Source organism: Galbibacter orientalis DSM 19592 (assembly GCF_000260115.1).
In the GTDB taxonomy this organism is placed as follows: domain Bacteria; phylum Bacteroidota; class Bacteroidia; order Flavobacteriales; family Flavobacteriaceae; genus Galbibacter; species Galbibacter orientalis.
Genome location: NZ_JH651379.1, coordinates 2451755 through 2470286, shown reverse-complemented (window position 1 = coordinate 2470286; position 18532 = coordinate 2451755). Strand labels below are relative to the sequence as shown.

General features: G+C 32.1%; 23 protein-coding genes and 1 tRNA gene. 9 read left to right on the top strand and 15 right to left on the bottom strand.

Features of this window, described 5'->3' with window-relative positions; all coding sequences use genetic code 11:
* Positions 1-144 precede the first annotated feature (144 nt).
* Positions 145-459 carry a DUF3467 domain-containing protein gene (locus JOOMADRAFT_RS10830; protein ID WP_008613325.1) on the top strand — a complete coding sequence of 105 codons (315 nt, stop codon included), beginning with the start codon at positions 145-147 and terminating at the stop codon, positions 457-459.
* On the opposite strand, the gene JOOMADRAFT_RS10825 is transcribed toward JOOMADRAFT_RS10830, so the two are convergent.
* From JOOMADRAFT_RS10825 to JOOMADRAFT_RS10795, 7 genes are all read right to left on the bottom strand, one after another.
* Positions 456-836 (bottom strand): hypothetical protein, encoded by a 381-nt coding sequence (locus JOOMADRAFT_RS10825; protein WP_008613324.1) that lies wholly within the window; start codon positions 834-836, stop codon positions 456-458. The two genes, JOOMADRAFT_RS10830 and JOOMADRAFT_RS10825, sit on opposite strands and share 4 nt — an antisense overlap.
* Before the next feature lie 7 nt (positions 837-843).
* The gene (locus JOOMADRAFT_RS10820) at positions 844-1605 is read right to left on the bottom strand and encodes a hypothetical protein (RefSeq protein WP_008613322.1); all 762 of its coding nucleotides are present in this window, start codon (positions 1603-1605) and stop codon (positions 844-846) included.
* A complete protein-coding gene (locus JOOMADRAFT_RS10815; protein WP_008613320.1) occupies positions 1571-2200 on the bottom strand; it encodes a hypothetical protein in 630 nt (209 codons plus the stop codon). The genes JOOMADRAFT_RS10820 and JOOMADRAFT_RS10815 overlap by 35 nt, the downstream gene beginning before the upstream one ends.
* Before the next feature lie 71 nt (positions 2201-2271).
* Complete coding sequence (locus JOOMADRAFT_RS19700) at positions 2272-3069, bottom strand: GLPGLI family protein (protein WP_008613319.1); 798 nt, start codon at positions 3067-3069, stop codon at positions 2272-2274.
* Between the two features lie 62 nt (positions 3070-3131).
* The gene (locus JOOMADRAFT_RS10805) at positions 3132-3377 is read right to left on the bottom strand and encodes a hypothetical protein (RefSeq protein ID WP_008613316.1); all 246 of its coding nucleotides are present in this window, start codon (positions 3375-3377) and stop codon (positions 3132-3134) included.
* A 272-nt stretch (positions 3378-3649) separates the two neighbouring features.
* The gene (locus JOOMADRAFT_RS10800; RefSeq protein ID WP_008613315.1) at positions 3650-4366 is read right to left on the bottom strand and encodes a DUF4197 domain-containing protein; all 717 of its coding nucleotides are present in this window, start codon (positions 4364-4366) and stop codon (positions 3650-3652) included.
* A gap of 78 nt (positions 4367-4444) precedes the next feature.
* Entirely contained in the window at positions 4445-4942 is a 498-nt protein-coding gene (locus tag JOOMADRAFT_RS10795) for a metallophosphoesterase family protein (RefSeq protein ID WP_008613308.1), read from the bottom strand.
* Between the two features lie 459 nt (positions 4943-5401).
* Here JOOMADRAFT_RS10795 and truA point away from each other — a divergent pair, with 459 nt between their 5' ends.
* Entirely contained in the window at positions 5402-6154 is a 753-nt protein-coding gene (gene truA / locus JOOMADRAFT_RS10790) for a tRNA pseudouridine(38-40) synthase TruA (protein ID WP_008613306.1), read from the top strand.
* A complete protein-coding gene (locus JOOMADRAFT_RS10785) occupies positions 6147-7916 on the top strand; it encodes an ABC transporter ATP-binding protein (RefSeq protein WP_008613304.1) in 1770 nt (589 codons plus the stop codon). The genes truA and JOOMADRAFT_RS10785 overlap by 8 nt, the downstream gene beginning before the upstream one ends.
* A gap of 23 nt (positions 7917-7939) precedes the next feature.
* Here the strand turns inward: JOOMADRAFT_RS10785 and JOOMADRAFT_RS10780 are convergent, their stop codons facing one another.
* Together JOOMADRAFT_RS10780 and folP are read right to left on the bottom strand one after the other, a co-directional pair.
* On the bottom strand, positions 7940-8722 hold the full coding sequence (locus tag JOOMADRAFT_RS10780; protein ID WP_008613303.1) for a diadenylate cyclase: 783 nt from the start codon (positions 8720-8722) through the stop codon (positions 7940-7942).
* Positions 8723-8850: 128 nt separating this feature from the next.
* The gene (gene folP / locus JOOMADRAFT_RS10775) at positions 8851-9690 is read right to left on the bottom strand and encodes a dihydropteroate synthase (RefSeq protein ID WP_008613301.1); all 840 of its coding nucleotides are present in this window, start codon (positions 9688-9690) and stop codon (positions 8851-8853) included.
* 89 nt (positions 9691-9779) lie between these two features.
* On the opposite strand from folP, the gene JOOMADRAFT_RS10770 reads away from it, so the two are divergent.
* The 5 genes from JOOMADRAFT_RS10770 (at position 9780) to JOOMADRAFT_RS10750 (ending at position 13695) form a co-directional block, all read left to right on the top strand.
* A complete protein-coding gene (locus tag JOOMADRAFT_RS10770) occupies positions 9780-10325 on the top strand; it encodes a DUF1599 domain-containing protein (RefSeq protein ID WP_008613299.1) in 546 nt (181 codons plus the stop codon).
* A gap of 51 nt (positions 10326-10376) precedes the next feature.
* Positions 10377-11471: a BT_3928 family protein gene (locus tag JOOMADRAFT_RS10765; protein ID WP_008613297.1), complete on the top strand. Its 1095-nt coding sequence runs from the start codon at positions 10377-10379 to the stop codon at positions 11469-11471.
* Between the two features lie 101 nt (positions 11472-11572).
* Complete coding sequence (tpiA, locus tag JOOMADRAFT_RS10760) at positions 11573-12322, top strand: triose-phosphate isomerase (protein ID WP_008613295.1); 750 nt, start codon at positions 11573-11575, stop codon at positions 12320-12322.
* 248 nt (positions 12323-12570) lie between these two features.
* A complete protein-coding gene (gene prmA, locus JOOMADRAFT_RS10755) occupies positions 12571-13404 on the top strand; it encodes a 50S ribosomal protein L11 methyltransferase (protein ID WP_008613294.1) in 834 nt (277 codons plus the stop codon).
* Between the two features lie 15 nt (positions 13405-13419).
* A complete protein-coding gene (locus JOOMADRAFT_RS10750) occupies positions 13420-13695 on the top strand; it encodes an ATP-dependent Clp protease adaptor ClpS (RefSeq protein WP_008613292.1) in 276 nt (91 codons plus the stop codon).
* Here the strand turns inward: JOOMADRAFT_RS10750 and JOOMADRAFT_RS10745 are convergent, their stop codons facing one another.
* The 6 genes from JOOMADRAFT_RS10745 to JOOMADRAFT_RS10720 all read right to left on the bottom strand — a co-directional run bounded on the left by JOOMADRAFT_RS10745 (position 13696) and on the right by JOOMADRAFT_RS10720 (position 18064).
* Positions 13696-13911 (bottom strand): YgaP family membrane protein, encoded by a 216-nt coding sequence (locus tag JOOMADRAFT_RS10745; protein ID WP_008613291.1) that lies wholly within the window; start codon positions 13909-13911, stop codon positions 13696-13698.
* Positions 13912-13999: 88 nt separating this feature from the next.
* On the bottom strand, positions 14000-15400 hold the full coding sequence (locus JOOMADRAFT_RS10740; protein ID WP_008613290.1) for an MBL fold metallo-hydrolase: 1401 nt from the start codon (positions 15398-15400) through the stop codon (positions 14000-14002).
* A gap of 123 nt (positions 15401-15523) precedes the next feature.
* Positions 15524-16315 carry a sulfite exporter TauE/SafE family protein gene (locus tag JOOMADRAFT_RS10735; RefSeq protein ID WP_008613289.1) on the bottom strand — a complete coding sequence of 264 codons (792 nt, stop codon included), beginning with the start codon at positions 16313-16315 and terminating at the stop codon, positions 15524-15526.
* Between the two features lie 4 nt (positions 16316-16319).
* Positions 16320-16733: a DUF6691 family protein gene (locus JOOMADRAFT_RS10730; protein WP_008613288.1), complete on the bottom strand. Its 414-nt coding sequence runs from the start codon at positions 16731-16733 to the stop codon at positions 16320-16322.
* A gap of 10 nt (positions 16734-16743) precedes the next feature.
* Positions 16744-17301, bottom strand: a complete 558-nt coding sequence (locus JOOMADRAFT_RS10725) for a YeeE/YedE family protein (protein WP_008613287.1) — start codon at positions 17299-17301, stop codon at positions 16744-16746.
* A gap of 130 nt (positions 17302-17431) precedes the next feature.
* Positions 17432-18064, bottom strand: coding sequence for a Crp/Fnr family transcriptional regulator (locus JOOMADRAFT_RS10720; protein WP_008613286.1), 633 nt, complete (start codon positions 18062-18064; stop codon positions 17432-17434).
* A gap of 102 nt (positions 18065-18166) precedes the next feature.
* Between JOOMADRAFT_RS10720 and JOOMADRAFT_RS10715 the strand changes: the two genes are divergently transcribed.
* Positions 18167-18240 (top strand) — tRNA-Arg (locus tag JOOMADRAFT_RS10715).
* Positions 18241-18532: the final 292 nt, after the last annotated feature.

Below are 18532 nucleotides of genomic sequence, written 5' to 3'. Positions count from 1 at the left end.
TAAAATTATATAGTAAAACCCCAAAGGAATTTTCCTTTGGGGTTTTCTTTTTTAAAATGCTATTTTTACAAAAGTTTGAAGAAGATTAATAAAAAGTTATTGCAACTTTAGACTTTACAAACTTTCAACTTTTAAAATTATACGATGAGCGATCAAAACGACAAAAACAAGAACCAAATAAACATAGAATTAGACGATGTAACAGCAGAAGGGACATATGCCAATCTTGCTATTATAAATCATTCTGTATCTGAGTTTGTAGTGGATTATGTAAGTATTATGCCTGGGAGACCTAAGGCTAAAGTAAAAAGTAGAATTATACTTACTCCTCAACATGCTAAGCGCTTTTTAAAAGCATTAGCAGATAATGTACAACGCTTTGAACAAGCACATGGCGAAATAAAGGATTATGAACAGCCACCAATCCCATTAAATTTTGGTCCTACTGGAGAGGCTTAGAATTTTATGGATGTATATAAAATAAGATAACCTAGATTATTACTGGTTTTAGTTTGGATTACTGTATTTCCATCTGAAACTGTATTTATAAAGCTGTAGTTATTTAAATTGAATAAAGTGAGTAGAGATTGTCCTTTGATTGAAAATGATAATTTTTCAGATAGATCATATTTAAATTCAAGATGAGTATCAGGAACATCAAATATTTCGTCATTTGTATTATATTTACGATATATGAAATCAAGATTCCAGCTGACTTTATCTCCAAAACCTTTTATGGAAAATGTATTGGTAAAGACAGATTGTCTGTTGGTTTCTTTGCCGTCAAGATTAAAAGAAAGTTCGCTCCACTCAAAACGATTGCCCATTTCGCTCATGAAAAAATTACGGGGAGCAAATGTAATTTTTGCCTCTGGATTCCATGAATTTACTTCTGCTAAGGCTTTTACATATTGTACCTATTCCTATTATTATGAAAATTTCTGAGGGGAATGTATGATAATTATTATCTGCTGAAGCTAGTGCTTTCCAAACGGAGTTGCCATTCCACCACCCACTATCAAGCCCTTTGGCAATTCCTGAAAAACAATACGCCATAGCTAAGTGAATTTGAATTACCCGCCTGTAGTTGAAACCTAAATTTAATACAGGGTTAAATAATTTTTTGTCGATTGAAAAAAAATATCCTACCGGAAACACCAAACAGTAAAATAAAGACATGGTTAAAAAAAAATCATAGCCGTAGTTGAAAGGAGTAAAACTTCTAAATATGATTAGCTGAAAAACCAAAGCTATTCCAGCGGCATAACGTGTGAAAAAGCCCAATAGAAGAAAAATTAAAGCTCCTATATAGATTCTTGTTACTGTTGGAAAAAAGATGTTTGAGATCCCGTTGGTTTCTATAAATTGATATAATGGATGGAAGTATTTAAAATATCCAGATTTTAAATAAATTAATTCTTGAGGGATTAAAGTTTCTGCAGAAGAAAATAGTAAGGGTAAATCCTTTATTAAACTAGCAATTTCGATAAGCGCAATGGTACTAATTGTTAAGCGAAAAAAAATTAAAAAGAGTTTTTCACTACCATCTATTTTGAATAAGCCTTCTAATTTATTGTACAGGAAATCTACCTTCTTGAATAACATATATATTAGGTTTAGCTTGACGTTCCTTCCTTTCCCAAATATTTTCGGGAACTATAGTAAGTAATTCTATTTTATATGAAGCACATTCGGAGCGCTTTAAGGCTTCTTTTTTTCCTAACCATTTTAAGGTTTTAACTACGTAGTCTTTTTTGAACTTATATTCATTCCTTAAACTTAGAACATCTGGATCGTTATTAGCTATTGAGAGAGAATCAGCATCTATTGCATTTTTTGTTTTTGCTACATAATTTGCTAAAAATGATGCATACCCTTCCAACCGTGAAATACCATTGGTACTTGAGAAGTTAAAGTAGCGATCTTTTTTTAGCACCTGATCCAGAGAATCATAATAAGTTGCCCTTAAGTATTTTTCTGTAGCGGCATGGATGCCATAAAACCCATAACCTGTATTTATACCTGTCAATAAATAATATGGCTCGGTGTATTGGTTCTGTTTTAAAAAGTTAAAAATAAAGATGGATGGTTTTTTATTATAGTGGAAACCCCAATATCCGTCAATTGTAGTCCAAGTCGATTGAAAAAAAATAAGTAATAAATGCCCAGTAAAGAAGAGTACTAACAATGTTTTTTTCATAATACATTTTTACTGGTGTTTTTAAATGGATAAAACAACGATATCAAGACCTTTTATAAAGGAAAAATAGTTTATCTTTTATATGGCTTTTTATGATAATATTCATAGAGACCTGTTGCAAGATCTCCTTTTTTAATAAGTAATATGGGTTCTATATCGTAGTGCTTTTTCTTTTTCTTTTCTTCTATAAAAATATTATACTTCGTTTTATAAAGAGTTTCGTAAAAATCAATCTCACTATTATATTCAATTTTTTGGATTTGTATAGTTCGAAAATAGTCTTCTGCAACTACTACTAGTCCTGGGAGTCCTTGGTACACAGAGGGCCCGTTTGATACGGGTAGTTCTTTGGTGTACCAGACCGTTAACATAGGGTAATCACTTGATTTCGATTTTGCCTTGAAACAATTTAGCCCTTTTATCTTCTTTTGCTCATTGGTTAAAACCCATTCTATATTCCCAACTTCACCTTCGGTGTAAAAGGTTTGATTCATTATCCACTCATGTTTAAAGGTCTTGTTTTCGGTAGTTTTTATAGAGAATAAAACTGTATCGGCAAGAGCTGCTGTAGTTCTAGGGTTTTCCCAGCCTATCGGTCTTTTTTGTACCGTAGAATCCAAAACATAGATAGATGAGCGATCTTTAACATTAATATACAAACTATAATAATCTGTTATTCCCTTCATAAATTCGTGCAATGACGCTTTCGTTGGCGAGTCCTGCATGTGTGACTCCGTCATTTTATATTGACTGATCGGAGTACTTGTATAGGTTACTTTGATAATATTTTTTGCTTCTGATTGAGCTTTTGCCTGTATGGTACAGTAAATTAAAAAAAGAGCAAGAAAACATTTATGAATGGATATCATCTTTTTTTTTTAATAGAAAAAGTATTGCTCTCTCTATTAAAGAGAACAATACTATAAAGCATTTAGTATTTACCTAATATGTTGGACATAGCTTCAAATTGCTTAAGTACTTCTCCAGTATGTGTATTATTACATTCGGAAAAAGACTCTTGAGTTCGATATTTAGTAGAACATGTAGCTTGTGCTTCTATAACTGTATCAGTTATTTCAAAGTCATCAGTTAGTGAATTATTTGTCTCAGCAGGTGCAAATGCGAATGCTACAAATATAATAGTGATTAGCGCAAAAGAAAGAATTGTTTTTTTCATGTTTTCTAATATTTAAAGTGTTAATAAATGAATTTTTAAACATTTACGTAGAGCTCTTAAATAATTAAAATTATATAGCATATAATACCAATATAGTAAAAAAAAACATTATTTCATAATAAATACTCTAAAAACAAACAATTAAAAACATCATTTTATATGTTTTTATAGCATATAAACATAATAAATATTCGATTGCTAAGATGTCTTAATTATTGATATTAACAACGATATTCTTAGCCTTTGAAGTAGAAATACATTTAGCTCCTTCTTTAATTACTCAAAACAGAGTTTAAAATAGTAGAGGGATTTGAACGTACGTTATTTTCGGTTTGTTCTACAATATTAAATAAACCATCTACTAATTGTTTGGTTACTGCATCGTTTAACTGCTCGGAACCACTGGCGGTACTTCCTGTTCCTAAAACAGCGCCTAAAACTCCATTTAATGAGCTATTATTACCTCCAAGCGCATTGTTTAATAAGGAGTTGATGCCTAAGCTTTCTGTTTTATCGGTAACAACTGGAGCAATAGCAGTAGTTAAATCATTGTAAGTTTTATCCTTAAGGTAGGACGTTGCAGCATCTTTTCCACCAGAAATAATAGCAATTGCATCTTGAGTAGTCATTTCATTTATAGCTTTAGTAACTATAGGTCTTGCGGTGGTAATAGAAGCATTTGCAATATCGCTAATTAGTGCTTTTTCCTTTGCAACAACACTAGAAAGTCCTAAAGATTCTAATTTATTGTTGATATCTTTTAATTTTTGAGGCATGGCAGCATCAATCAAAGCATTAGTCATAAATTCATTAGAGTCGCCAAATACCGAAAAAGCTTCTTGTGTTCCGTTATTTAAAACAGATTGTACAGTATTTAGAGCTACATTGCTGTTTTGACTTGTGTTCCCAGCAGTGTTAAGTGTATCACAGCTGTTTAGAGATAAAAGTGTTGCTGTAAGAACAACAACCGTTAAAATTTTTCTGATCATAATATGATTTTTTTTAAAGAGTGTAAAAGTAATATCTTTTTAGAAAATAAGTAATATATAGCAGGGTTTAACCTTTATTTATACTCGTTTTTCGAGTTCTATAATTTCAAGGTCTTTAATTTGTTCGTTGTCAATTACAAAGCGTAACATAGTTCTAACTTTATGAAACCCATGTTTCCCAGCTGCACCAGGATTCATATGCAATAAATTCAGCTTTTTATCCCACATTACTTTTAAGATATGCGAGTGTCCACAAATAAAGAGTTTAGGAGGGTTTACCTTGATTTCCTCTCTAATTCTACGGTCGTATTTATTAGGATATCCTCCAATATGTGTAATCCAAACATCCACCCCTTCACAAAAGAAGCGGTTATTTTCTGGAAATTCTAATCGTGCTTTGTCATTATCAATATTTCCAAAAACAGCTTTTAGAGGTTTTAGTTTTTTTAAAGCATCGGTAACTTGGAGGTCGCCAATATCTCCGGCATGCCATACTTCATCAGCTAGATTTACATATTTTAGAATGGCATCGTCTATATAACTATGTGTGTCTGAAAGTAAAAGAATTTTTCGCATAAAATAATTACGTTTTAAAAAGCCTTTGATTTATTCATCCCCCTTTGCGGAGGCATTTACCTTATCTATAATAAATCCCTTTATGAGGGGTTTTATATGTTTTTTTTATTGTCTTTAAATGTTCATATGGAACATCCAAATAATCATTCAGCTGAGTGTTTAAAAATTAGACATGGATGTTTCATCTATTTAAATCCCTCATTGAGGGTTTTATTCCCCAGAGCTTGCCCTGAGTTTATCGAAGGGCTCTACGTCGAAATGGGTTAAATTATTTTCCTTTGAATACCTCGTAGGCTTGCCTCGAGGTAGTTGATTTTACAATTAATTGCTTTCTAGTAGTTTAATTATTTCGATTGGTATTGGTCATTGCCTATTAAATGCCCATTATGGACTTTCAAAATAAAATACTCCCATCAAAATGAGTATCTTTGTAGCTTGTTACAAAAATAGCATTTTGATTTGAGATATTTTTTGGAGCTTTCTTACAATGGGCAACAATACCATGGGTGGCAAAATCAGCCTAACGCAATTTCTGTACAAGAAGTTTTAGAAAAAGCACTTTCTACACTTTTAAGAACAGAAATTCAGATAATGGGCGCCGGTAGAACCGATTCTGGAGTACATGCAAAGCAAATGTTTGCTCATTTTGATGTTAATATAGCTATAGAAACTGCCATATTAAAGCATAAACTGAATAGCTTTTTACCTAATGATATTGCTATAAAGGATATTTTTTTAGTGGTAGATGAAGCGCATGCTCGTTTTGATGCTACACAACGGAGTTATGAATATTGGTTGGTACAAGAAAAGAATCCTTTTTTTAATGAGTACGCACACTTTATAAAGGCAGATTTAGATGTAGATGCCATGAATAAAGCCGCTGCAGAATTATTAAATTATAAAGATTTTCAATGTTTCTCTAAATCAAACACAGATGTAAAAACATATATTTGTGATGTAAAAAGGGCAGCGTGGATTTGTGAAGGAGAATTGTTAGTTTTTCATATCACAGCCGACAGATTTTTACGTAATATGGTAAGAGCTATTGTAGGAACTTTGTTGGATGTTGGAATAGGAAAAATATCTCTTGAGGAAGTAACAGAAATTATAAAAAGTAAAGATAGAAGTAATGCAGGAGCCTCGGTTCCAGCACATGGACTTTATTTAACAGAAGTGGTCTACCCCAATTCAATTAAAAAAATTAATGAGTAAAGATAAAGCAGGTAATACATTTGATTTAGGACTTTTTAAGCGTTTAATGCGTTACACAAGGCCATACCGATTAACATTTATTGGGGTTGCTTTTGCGGCAATCTCGCTTTCAGTATTTTCTTCTGTTCGTCCTATATTATTAAAATACACCATAGATGATTACGTACTTTCAAAAGATAGTCACGGACTCTTGATGTTTGTGGTTTACATGACGATTGTGCTATTTTTAGAAGTTATTAGTCAGCTTTCATTTATTTATTATGCCAATTGGTTGGGACAATCGGTAATTCAAGATATTCGGGTAAAACTATTTAAGCATATGCTTAGTTTTAGAATGAAGTATTTTGATAGTTCTTCTGTAGGAATACTTGTAACAAGGGCTGTAAGTGATATTGAGCGTATTGCAGCTATTTTTAGCGACGGACTTTTTATGATTGTTAGTGACTTGCTAAAAATGATAGTTGTGGCTGGAGTAATGCTTTATTTTGATTGGCAATTATCTTTAATAGTGTTTGCAGTACTTCCATTGATGTTATATGCTACTAGATTGTTTCAAAAAGCAATGAAGAAAGCATTTATTGAAGTGAGAAAAGAGGTTTCAAACTTAAATTCTTTTGTTCAGGAGCGGTTAACGGGAATGAAAATAGTTCAGCTTTTTGTAAGAGAAAAAGAGGAATACGAACAATTTAAAGTAATAAACGAAAAACACAAAAAAGCTTGGATTAACACGGTTTGGTATAACTCCATTTTTATAGCGGTTGTAGAACTTATGTCGGCTATAACAACGGGTTTAATTGTTTGGTATGGTGGGTTACGTGCAGTAATGGATGGTGCCAGCGATTTAGGGAACATTTTTATGTTTATTATGTTGGCTACAATGATTTTTAGACCGCTTAGACAAATAGCCGATAAATTTAATACCCTACAAATGGGAATGGTTGCTGCAAATAGGGTGTTTGATATTTTGGATACCGATAGTAAGATTGAAAATAAAGGAAATCTTACCGCAGAAAACTTAAAAGGAGCACTTGCTTTTAAGAATGTCCGTTTTGGATATATTGAAAATGAAGAGGTTTTACACGGAATTTCGTTTGAAGCAAAACCTGGAGAAACTATTGCTATTGTTGGAGCAACAGGAGCTGGGAAGTCTACTATTATTAATTTATTGAATCGTTTTTATGAAATTAATTCAGGAGAAATTTTAGCAGATGGAACTAATATTAACGAATTTACCATACAATCCCTGCGTTCTCAAATAGCAGTTGTTTTGCAAGATGTTTTCTTATTTGCAGATACAATTTTAAATAATATTACACTAAATGACCCTTCAATTAAGGAAGAAGATGTAGTCCAAGCAGCAAAAGATATAGGAATTCATAAGTTTATAAAAAGCTTGCCTGGAGGGTATCATTATAATGTAAAAGAAAGAGGAAGTATGCTTTCTAGTGGGCAACGTCAGCTCATTGCTTTTTTACGTGCGTATGTAAGTAATCCAAGTATATTGGTGTTGGATGAAGCAACCTCTTCTGTAGATGGGCATTCAGAAAAATTAATTCAGAAAGCAACAGATAAGATAACTAAAGGAAGAACTTCTATTGTAATTGCTCACCGTTTGGCAACTATTAAAAAAGCAGATCGGATTATTGTAATGGAAGCAGGGAAAATAGTGGAGTCTGGCACACATGAAGATTTATTAAAACAAGAAAATGGATACTATCGTAATTTATACGAAGTTCAATTTTTAGCTGAAGAAGCTATCTAAATAAGGGAGTAAGGATAAAAATCTTATGTAAGATCGTCTATAATAATTTTCTTAAGTTCGTTGAATTCATTATACAAAACAAATTCTCCATTCTTAATATAAGAAACTTGCCCGTTTTCTTCACTAACAACCAAAGCAACAGCATCAGTTTTTTCGGTAACTCCAATAGCTGCTCGATGTCTTAACCCAAACCGAAGCGGAATGTTTCGTTCGTTTGAAACAGGTAGGATTGCTCGTGTTGCCACAATTCGGTTTCCTTCAATAATAACAGCGCCATCATGTAAGGTACTATTTTTGTAAAAGATGCTTTCTAAAATAGGTTGATTTACTTCAATATTCATGTGGTCTCCAGTATGTTTTACAAATTCTAGAGAGTTATTTCTTTCAATAACTATAAGTACACCAGTAAGTTTTGAGCTCATTTTTTCACAAGCAGAAATTATGGCATCTACATTTGTATCTACCCCCAAACCGTCGTGTTTCATAAAATTGAGATGCTTCATAATCCCTCTTTTACTAAAGTTTGTAGAGCCTACCATTAATAAGAATTTTCTAATTTCTTGCTGAAAAACTACAATCAAAGCAAAAAATCCTGCACCTATAAATTTACCAAAAATGTTACTTAGAATACGCATATCTAATGCTTCGGTAAGTAAATAGATAACATAGATTATAACGATACCAATAAAGATATTAATGGCAACAGTTCCTTTTACCAACTTGTATAAGTAGTAAAAAAGAAAGGCAACAAGGAAGATATCTATGATATCTACAATTTTAAGCTCAACAAAATCGAATATTTCCAAAGTACTTCGGTTTTATGTAAAAATATAAAATTTAGATTAGTAAAAAATAGAATTGCTCACTAAGTGAGGTTAAAATGTTTTTATGAATTTCAGACTGTTTGTTTTTTGCAGTAAAATATTGAGAGCAATTAGATACTGAAATTATTTTTGGCAATCATTTCCTTAATTTTGATACACTCCATAGCTTCTTTTACATCATGCACTCTTAAAATATTAGCACCTTTGCTTAGAGCAATTGTATTTAAACTTGTGGTACCGTTAAGGGCTTGAGAAGCATCAGTTTCTAATAGTTTGTAAATCATAGATTTTCTACTGATTCCTACTAATAGAGGTAATCCTAAAATGTGCAATACATCTAGTTTAGCCATTAGCTCATAATTCTGGTCTAAGTTTTTAGCAAATCCAAAACCAGGATCAATTATCACATCGTTTATTTTATGAGCATTGGCTTCTGCTATTCTTTCAGAAAAGTAATAAAGAAGTTCTCTCATAAAATTACGGTAGGTTATTTTTGTTTGCATTGTTTCTGGATTCCCTTTCATATGCATTAAAATATATGGAACTCGAAGTTTTCCTACAGTCGGAATCATATTAGGATCTAATGTTCCGCCAGAAATATCGTTCACTATACACGCTCCTGCTTCAATAGCTTCTTTTGCAACTTCAGCACGAAAGGTGTCTATAGAGAGTAAGGTTTCAGGAAAGTTTTTCAGAATAAGTTCTGTAGTAGGAACACTGCGTTTTAGTTCTTCTTGAACAGAAACTTCTTTTGCTCCAGGTCTAGAACTGTAGGCGCCTAAATCAATAAAAGTAGCGCCATCATTTAACATCGATTCTACACGATTTAAAATGTGACTATCATTGGTGTATTTTCCTCCATCAAAAAATGAATCTGGAGTGGTATTTAGTATGCCCATTACTTTTGGGCTTGAAATATCGATAAGGGTTCCGTTACAGTTAATTGTCATTAAAAAGGGCTTAAAATATAAAGTTTAAAGGGCTAACTTTGAACAATTGAAAATTTTAAGCGAAATTTACGCAAAATAGTATCAAACTTATGCAAAATACATCAAAACAATACGATGAGGTAGTTAGTGTTTGTCGTGAATTGTTTGAAAAGAAAATGAAAGATTATGGAAGTGCGTGGCGTATTTTACGATTGCCATCGCTTACAGATCAGATATTTATAAAGGCACAACGTATTCGTTCCCTTCAAGAAAATAGTGTTAGAAAAGTAGATGAAGACGAAATATCTGAATTTATCGGAATTATAAATTATTCCGTTATGGCGCTTATTCAGATAGAAAAAGGGATAGCAGTACAACCAGATTTAACTACTGATGAAGCTGTAAAACTGTATGATTTTTATATTGAGCAGACAAAGAATTTAATGCTAAATAAAAACCATGATTATGGAGAGGCTTGGCGAGAAATGCGTGTAAGTTCTTTGACGGATTTGATTTTACAAAAGATACTTCGTGTAAAGCAAATTGAAGATAATAAAGGGAAAACATTGGTAAGTGAAGGGATTGATGCAAACTATCAAGATATGATTAATTATGCAGTTTTTGCAATGATTCATCTTGAAGAGTTGAAAAGTTAATAATGAGTTTCATATAAAAACTGAATTTAAAAATAATAGAAAAAGTAAAGAATGGGTAAAATAGTAGTTTCAATTGCAAGAATACTAGTTGGGGTTTTGTTTATTATAAGTGGACTTATAAAATTAAACGATCCAGTAGGGTTTTCATTTAAATTGGAAGAATATTTTAGTCCCAGTGTATTAAATTTAGAGTTTTTAGCGCCTTATGCACTTGCCATAGCTATATTTTTAGTAATTTTTGAAACCGTTCTAGGAGTCATGCTTTTAGTGGGTTTTAAACGTAAATTTACAGTTTGGAGTTTACTCCTTATGATTATATTCTTTACATTCTTAACGTTTTATTCTGCATATTTTAATAAAGTTACCGATTGTGGGTGTTTTGGAGATGCTATAAAATTAACCCCTTGGGAGTCGTTCTTTAAAGATGTGGCCTTATTGCTACTTATTTTAATATTATTCTTTAAAAGAGTATATATTAATAAGTTTAGCTTTGCAGGGTTTGCTACTTTTTTAGCTATAATATTTTGTTCTGGATATGCATATTATGTGTACAACCATTTGCCAGTTGTAGATTTTCGCCCATATAAAATAGGGGTAAATATTATAGAAGGGATGGAAGTGCCAGAAGGAGCTCCTGAGGCAGTGTATCAATACGATTGGAAATTTAATGTAAACGGAGAAGAAAAAATAATAAGTACCGAAGGAGATTATCCAACGGTTGATGGAGAGTTTATTGATGTTCAAACTACGTTACTCCAAGAAGGGTATGAGCCTCCAATTCATGATTTTACGATGGAATTGAATGGCACAGACTATACTTCGGAGATAATGGAATGGGATAAAGTTTTGGTGGTAGTTTCTAGAAATATAGAAGAAGCAAATACCAAAGGTTTAACAGCTATAATGGAAGTTGTAAAAGAAGCTAGGTCTAAAGGGTATAAAATAATAGGTTTATCTGCTTCAAATGAAGAGCAGTTAGCCCCTTTTAAAGAAAAGTATCAATTAAATTTTGACTTTTACTTTTGCGATTTAACTACGGTAAAAACAATAATACGTTCAAATCCAGCTATATTGGAATTGCAAAAAGGAACAATTACTCAAAAATTGCATTTTAAAGATGCACATGATTTTGAGTTTGAAAATTAACAATAAGAACTTAATTGTAACAAGATGTTAAGAAGTCGTTTAAATAGGCTTTAATTAATATTTTTGTTATGAAAATAAAAATTCAACTTAAAAAAAATAAAATGAGAAAAAAAATAGTTGCTGGAAACTGGAAAATGAATAACGATCTTGCTCAAACACAAACCTTAATTAGTGATTTGAAGAAAAGTTTACCAGCTACCGATGCAGAAGTAAAAATAGCGCCAACATATACAAATCTATACCCAGCTTATGAAGCTCTTAAAGATAGCGCCATAGAAGTGGTAGCACAGAATATGCACCAAGAAGAAAATGGAGCGTATACAGGAGAAATTTCTGCTTCTATGCTTAAAAGTGTAGGGATTAAAACGGTTATTTTAGGGCATTCAGAACGTCGTGCTTATTTTGGAGAAGACGATGCTTTACTTGCTAAAAAAGTAGATACTGCTATAAAACACGAAATGGATATTATTTTTTGTTTTGGAGAGGAATTAGAGGATAGAAAGTCTGATAATCACTTTAAATTAGTTGAAAGTCAGTTAAAAAATGCTTTATTTCATTTAGAAGCTGCTGCTTGGAAGCGTATTGTTTTGGCTTATGAGCCAGTATGGGCTATAGGTACAGGAGAAACAGCAAGTCCAGAGCAAGCACAAGAAATGCATGAATTTATTAGAAAAACATTAGCCGACAAGTACAGTCAAGACTTAGCCGATAGTATTTCTATTCTTTATGGTGGTAGTGTAAAACCAGCAAATGCAGAAGAGATTTTTTCTAAGCCAGATGTAGATGGCGGTTTGATTGGTGGGGCAGCATTGAAAGCAGAAGATTTTATTGGGATAGTAAAAGCTATCTAAACAAATTTTAGACATTTCTAGGAAATAGAAAAAGTTTAAATCCCTCATTGAGGGCTTTACTCTCTAGAGCCTGTTCTGAGTATATCGAAGGGTTCTACGTCGAAATGGATTAAATTATTTTCCTTTAACTACCTCGTAGGCTTGCCTCGAGGTAGTTGATTAAACTCAATATTTTAAATGAAGTCGAAAGATTGTATTTTTGTACAGTTTTCGACTTCATTTTTTCTAATAATTTTTTAATTGAATATATGGATCAGATATATCTAGAGTACACTTTTAAAGTAGCACCAATAGCGCAAGGAAATGAAATTTTAATTGCTGAATTGGGGTATGCTGGTTTTGAAAGTTTTGTTGAAAATGAAGAAGGAGTTGTAGCTTATATCCAAAAAGGAGAATGGAAACCAGAAATACTTGAAGATATTCAAATTCTAGAGAGTGATTTGTTTGAAATTACATTTGATTTTAAAGAAATAGAACAGCAGAATTGGAATGCAGAGTGGGAGAAAAACTTTCACCCTATAGAAGTAGATGGCCTGTGTACAGTAAGAGCTCCCTTTCATGAAAAGCCTACTACCAAATATGATATTGTTATTGAGCCTAAAATGAGTTTTGGAACAGGGCATCATGAAACCACACATATGATGATTCAGTTTCTACTGAAAAATGACTTGAAAGATAAAAAAGTACTCGATATGGGGTGTGGAACTGGAGTTTTAGCAATTTTAGCTGAAAAAGAAGGTGCTATAGATTTGGATGCTATTGATATTGATAATTGGTGCTACCTAAACTCATTGGAAAATGTTGAACGCAATAACTGTAAGCATATAAAAGTGTTAGAAGGAGATGCCTCTTTATTAGAAGGAAACAAGTATGATGTTATTATAGCAAACATAAATAGGAATATACTTTTAGCAGATATTCCAACCTATGTAAATTGTTTAAATGAAGGAGGAACTTTATTGTTAAGTGGTTTTTATAAAGACGATATACCTCAAATACAGGAACGATGTGAGGAATTTTCGTTAAAATTTATTGAAAATCTTGAAAAGAACCATTGGGTTGCTGTAAAATTTTTAAATTAGCTTAAAATACTGAATATGAGTACGAAGGAAGAAATTTTAGAAGAATTATTACTTGACGAAGAAGTATTAAAACAGAACGAGATTGTACTTTATAATGATGAGGTAAATACATTTGATTATGTAATTGATATGCTCGTAGCTACCTGCGACCATACCCCAGAACAAGCTGAGCAGTGTTCTATTATTGTACATTATAAAGGAAAATGTACTGTAAAAACAGGAGATTATGATGATTTAAAGCCTCGTTGCTCTAAATTATTACAAGCTGGGCTAAGTGCGGAAATAGTTTAGTTATTTATTCTCTTTTTTGTCGAGATTGGTATTTATACCAATTATTTTGTAAAGTATGCTAAAGCGGAATAAACAAGTTAGTAAAAGTGCAATAGCAAATAGCATTAGCGCTACTCCAAAAATGCCTTTTATAATTTGAAAGTAAAAAAGTAAAGCTATTCCAAAAGCAATAATTACACGGATAAGCTTGTCTTTTTGACTCATGTTTTTCTTCATAATAAAATTTTTTATAAAAATATAAATAAAGAACAAAGCCCAGAAATTTCTGGGCTTTGTTCTTTAATAGTTTATAGCTTTTTAAGTTTTAAGAATTTGGACATGAATAATTTGTTTTAGGGATTTCTGTGTTTTTTAAAGCACCAAAACCACCTTTTATATCTACTAGGTTTTCAAAACCTCTTGCTTTTAATATGGAAGCAGCAATTGCAGAACGATAGCCACCAGCGCAATGCACATAATATTTTTTATTTTTATCTAACTCGCCCATATGTTCATTAATAAAATCTAAAGGAAAAGTTATCCCTTTTTCTAGGTGCTCCGATTCGTACTCTCCTGGTTTACGAACGTCCAATATATTTAAAGAATCGTTGTACTCTTCTTGAAAAGTTTCTGCAGTTATAGAGTTGATAGTAGCTACTTCTTTGTCAGCTTTTTTCCAATTTTCAATTCCGCCATCTAAATATCCTAAAGTATTATCATAACCAACTCTTGAAAGTCTGGTAACTGCTTCTTTGGATTTTCCTTCAGGAACTATTAAAAGAATAGGTTGTTTTAAATCGGTTATTAAAGCACCTACCCATGGAGCAAAAGAACCATTGAGTCCAATAAAGATTGAGTTTGGAATATGTTCTTTTAAAAACTCATCTTGTGTGCGTACATCGAGCAGCAAGGCGCCTTCTTGATTTGCAATTAGTTCAAATTTTTCTGGAGAAAGTGGCACGTCTCCTTTTTCAAGTACATCATCAAAAGTGCTATACCCTTCTTTATTGAGCATTGCATTTTTAGAGAAGTATTGAGGTGGAGGCATTATTCCGTCTAAAACTTCATCTACAAATTCCTGCTTAGTCATATCGGCACGGAGGGCGTAGTTTGTTTTCTTTTGGTTTCCTAGGGTATCAACGGTTTCTTTACTAAGGTTTTTCCCACAGGCAGAACCAGCACCATGTGCAGGATATACTATAACATTGTCTGCTAAAGGCATAATTTTATTGCGTAAAGAATCGAATAACATTGCTGCCAAATCCTCTTTAGTAATATCTTGTTTTATTGCCAAATCTGGTCTACCAACATCTCCAAGGAAAAGCGTATCTCCAGTAAATAATGCATGATTTTTTCCATCTTCATCAATCAATAAATACGTGGTAGACTCAAGGGTATGTCCAGGTGTATGGAGTGCTTTTATAGTAACCTTACCAAGTTTAAAGGTTTCATTGTCTTTAGCTTGGTAAATATCGTAACTAGTTTTTGCATTAGGACCATAAACAATGGTAGCACCTGTTTTTTCAGCTAAATCAACATGTCCAGAAACAAAATCAGCATGAAAATGTGTTTCAAAAATGTATTTTACTTTAGCATTTTCTTTTTCAATTCGTTTTAGATAAGGAGCCGTTTCTCTCAAAGGGTCAATTATAGCAACTTCTCCTTCAGACTCTATATAATAAGCCCCTTGCGCTAAACATCCAGTATATATTTGTTCTATTTTCATTATTTATTTTATTACTGATTTAGTATTTTATTTTAAATCAGATTATTGTATAAATTTCTTGTTCAAAGATACGAAACTACTTCATTTCTAAATGTGATCTATGTTACATATCCTACCTAAGGATTACTGATAAAGTTCTTTTAAAAGAATATAAAAACTCATCAGTAAAATTAAATAGCCAAAACCTTTTTTTAGTACTGTATTAGGGATAAAATTAGACAAACGGCCACCTATAATTACCCCGACTATTGTAAGAGAAGTGAATAACCAAAGAAAATTCCAGTCGATTTCTAGAGTTTGCATATCTCCTGTAAAACCTATAAGCGAATTAAAACTTACAATTACTAACGAAGTTCCAACAGCTTTTTTCATGGGTAAATTTGCCCACAATACGAGCGCAGGTACATATAAAAATCCGCCGCCAGCTCCTATTAACCCCGTTATAATACCAATAGCCAAACCTTGTAAAAAAGTTTTGTAATAGGGTTGTTTATAATGTAGACTTTTTAAGTTGCGTTTTCTTTTTTTAATCATGGAAATAGATGCAATTAGCATAATAATTGCAAAAAAGACCATAATGAGGATGTCTTTAGTGAAAATAAAGTTTTGGGTAGTAAATAGTTTATCGGGAATAGCTGGAACTAAAAACCTGCGTGAAGCATATACCGCTATAAAAGAAGGAAAAGAAAAAGCGAGTCCTGTTTTAATAGCTACATTACCATTTTTATACTTCTGAATAGCGCCAATTAATGAGGAAGAACCTACAACAAAAAGAGAATATGCAGTGGCTACTACTGGATTATAGGCTAATAGGTAAACGAGTAAAGGTACTGTTAAAATAGAACCACCACCACCTAATAATCCAATAATTAGTCCGATAAATAGAGCTCCAAAATATCCAAAAATACTATCCATAAGGTTAATGAGGGAGTTTATTTTTAATCAATCCGTAAACAAAAGTTCCTAAAGTGGCTGCAATAATAACAATTAACATAGAGAAAGCACCAGTACCAACTAGAATGTACATTGGTCCGGGGCAAGCTCCAGCAAGTGCCCAACCAAGACCGAATAATAGACCACCTAGGAGGTAGCGAGTAATGCTTTTATCTTTTGGAGTTGGATGTATAGGAACCCCTTCAATATTTTTAATTTTTTTTCTTTTAGCAATTTGGACAAGGATAATGCCTGTAATAACAGCACTTCCTATAATTCCATACATATGAAACGATTCAAATCTGAACATTTCAAAAATCCGATACCAAGAAACAGCTTCAGATTTTACCAGTACAATTCCGAAGAAAATTCCAGTCAATATAAATTTTAAGTATTTCATTTTTATCAGTTTAAAAAATTAAGGGAAGAATAAAATGAGTCATAATAAGCCCACCAATAAAAAAACCGATTACGGCAATAAGCGATGGAATTTGTAAATTACTCAATCCTGTTATAGCATGACCAGAAGTACATCCGCCAGCATATCTAGTGCCAAAACCAACTAAAAAACCTCCAATAACGAGAATTAATATTCCTTTGATAGAAAAAACGGCATCCCAATTATAAATTTCTGGAGGGACTAGAGCTTTCCCAATATTTTCGAAGCCAAAAGATTGAAGCTTTTCAATAGTATGTGGATTGAGTTGAATATTAGTTTCGTTTGAAAGAAAAAAATGAGCTATAAAACCACCTATAACAGCCCCAAAAACCACCATTAAATTCCATTTTTGGGTTTTGTAATCTATTTTGAAAAAGTCGCTTTTCTTTCCTGCACCAGCCATGGCACAAAAAGTTCTGAGATTAGAAGACATACCGAATGTTTTTCCGAAGTAAATAAGTAAAAACATAACAATAGCTAGAAGTGGGCCAGTAATATACCACGGCCAAGGTTGTAATATAAGATCCATTTTGTTACTAATTATTTAAGCAAAGGTAATTTTATTCCATAAGAGGCTTTGTAACGAATGTTACTTAGTGGCACATTTTAAAGCCTAGAACTGGGAAATATGCGATTTAAAAATCAAAAAAGTACAAATACTAAAACTTTAAGACCTCTATTTTATTTCTGAAGAGTTTTATGAGATTTTGATTTTCAAGTTGTTTTAAAAGTCTTGAGACAACAACTCTAGAGGTGTTTAAATCTTCCGCTATTTCTTGATGGGTAATGTGTAATAATGTGTGTCCTTGAACCTTTATCTTGTCTATTATGTATTTATGCAGTCGTTCATCCATTTTTAAAAATGCTAAAGTATCTATAGTTTCGAGCATTTCGTTAAATCTAATTTGGTAGCTTTCCAAAATAAAATTCCGCCAACTAGGTTCTGTTTCAAACCATTCATTCATTTTTTCAGCAGGGATAAATAAAATTTCAGAATCTATATCTGCAATAGCTCTAATTTTACTTTTAGAATGTTTTAGGCAACAGGTAAGAGACATGGCGCAAGTATCTCCCTCTTCTAAAAAATAAAGGAGGAGTTCGTTTCCATTAATGTCTTCTCGAAGCACTTTTACACTACCACTTATAACCAAAGGAACCGAATGTAACTCTTGATTTACATCCATAATGATATCATTTTTAGTGTAATGAGCTAATTTCCCTACTTCAGAAAGTTCTTGGAGGAGAGCTGTAGGAAAAAGATAAGCAAGTTTCTGTTGAAGAATGTTTTTCATAGAGTAAAAGTAAGCTTTTATATTTTTTTAAAAATCATGGGTTGTTTTTAATAAAAAATATTATATTTGCACCCGCATTTGAGTAATAACAAATGTGCAAAAGGCCTCGTGGCGCAACTGAATAGCGCATCTGATTACGGCTCAGAAGGTTCCAGGTTTGAATCCTGGCGAGGTCACAAAATAAAAGCTCTGTATGAAAATACTGAGCTTTTTGTTTTTTTAAACTTTCCATGTAATCTTTACTCTATTAAGAACTACAAATTAATACTAGAGTGTAGGTTTGTAAACCTCTTCATTTTTCAAATTTCATGTTTTAGCTAGTTTATTAAGTAAAACAAGATAATATAGTATGAGGATTAGCTAATATATAGATATTTAACATTTTTTTTAGTTATAATTTTACAAGTGTAATAAAGACACTAAATATATATGAAGTGCTTTACTTCAAATATATAGCTAATCCAAAAC

Excerpts from the sequence above, each read along its gene's own strand:
- JOOMADRAFT_RS10830 (WP_008613325.1), top strand. The coding sequence starts at position 145 with ATGAGCGATCAAAACGACAAAAACAAGAACCAAATAAACATAGAATTA.
- JOOMADRAFT_RS10825 (WP_008613324.1), bottom strand. The coding sequence starts at position 836 with ATGAGCGAAATGGGCAATCGTTTTGAGTGGAGCGAACTTTCTTTTAAT.
- JOOMADRAFT_RS10820 (WP_008613322.1), bottom strand. The coding sequence starts at position 1,605 with ATGTTATTCAAGAAGGTAGATTTCCTGTACAATAAATTAGAAGGCTTA.
- JOOMADRAFT_RS10815 (WP_008613320.1), bottom strand. The coding sequence starts at position 2,200 with ATGAAAAAAACATTGTTAGTACTCTTCTTTACTGGGCATTTATTACTT.
- JOOMADRAFT_RS19700 (WP_008613319.1), bottom strand. The coding sequence starts at position 3,069 with ATGATATCCATTCATAAATGTTTTCTTGCTCTTTTTTTAATTTACTGT.
- JOOMADRAFT_RS10805 (WP_008613316.1), bottom strand. The coding sequence starts at position 3,377 with ATGAAAAAAACAATTCTTTCTTTTGCGCTAATCACTATTATATTTGTA.
- JOOMADRAFT_RS10800 (WP_008613315.1), bottom strand. The coding sequence starts at position 4,366 with ATGATCAGAAAAATTTTAACGGTTGTTGTTCTTACAGCAACACTTTTA.
- JOOMADRAFT_RS10795 (WP_008613308.1), bottom strand. The coding sequence starts at position 4,942 with ATGCGAAAAATTCTTTTACTTTCAGACACACATAGTTATATAGACGAT.
- JOOMADRAFT_RS10785 (WP_008613304.1), top strand. The coding sequence starts at position 6,147 with ATGAGTAAAGATAAAGCAGGTAATACATTTGATTTAGGACTTTTTAAG.
- folP (WP_008613301.1), bottom strand. The coding sequence starts at position 9,690 with ATGACAATTAACTGTAACGGAACCCTTATCGATATTTCAAGCCCAAAA.
- JOOMADRAFT_RS10770 (WP_008613299.1), top strand. The coding sequence starts at position 9,780 with ATGCAAAATACATCAAAACAATACGATGAGGTAGTTAGTGTTTGTCGT.
- JOOMADRAFT_RS10765 (WP_008613297.1), top strand. The coding sequence starts at position 10,377 with ATGGGTAAAATAGTAGTTTCAATTGCAAGAATACTAGTTGGGGTTTTG.
- tpiA (WP_008613295.1), top strand. The coding sequence starts at position 11,573 with ATGAGAAAAAAAATAGTTGCTGGAAACTGGAAAATGAATAACGATCTT.
- prmA (WP_008613294.1), top strand. The coding sequence starts at position 12,571 with ATGGATCAGATATATCTAGAGTACACTTTTAAAGTAGCACCAATAGCG.
- JOOMADRAFT_RS10750 (WP_008613292.1), top strand. The coding sequence starts at position 13,420 with ATGAGTACGAAGGAAGAAATTTTAGAAGAATTATTACTTGACGAAGAA.
- JOOMADRAFT_RS10745 (WP_008613291.1), bottom strand. The coding sequence starts at position 13,911 with ATGAAGAAAAACATGAGTCAAAAAGACAAGCTTATCCGTGTAATTATT.
- JOOMADRAFT_RS10740 (WP_008613290.1), bottom strand. The coding sequence starts at position 15,400 with ATGAAAATAGAACAAATATATACTGGATGTTTAGCGCAAGGGGCTTAT.
- JOOMADRAFT_RS10735 (WP_008613289.1), bottom strand. The coding sequence starts at position 16,315 with ATGGATAGTATTTTTGGATATTTTGGAGCTCTATTTATCGGACTAATT.
- JOOMADRAFT_RS10730 (WP_008613288.1), bottom strand. The coding sequence starts at position 16,733 with ATGAAATACTTAAAATTTATATTGACTGGAATTTTCTTCGGAATTGTA.
- JOOMADRAFT_RS10725 (WP_008613287.1), bottom strand. The coding sequence starts at position 17,301 with ATGGATCTTATATTACAACCTTGGCCGTGGTATATTACTGGCCCACTT.
- JOOMADRAFT_RS10720 (WP_008613286.1), bottom strand. The coding sequence starts at position 18,064 with ATGAAAAACATTCTTCAACAGAAACTTGCTTATCTTTTTCCTACAGCT.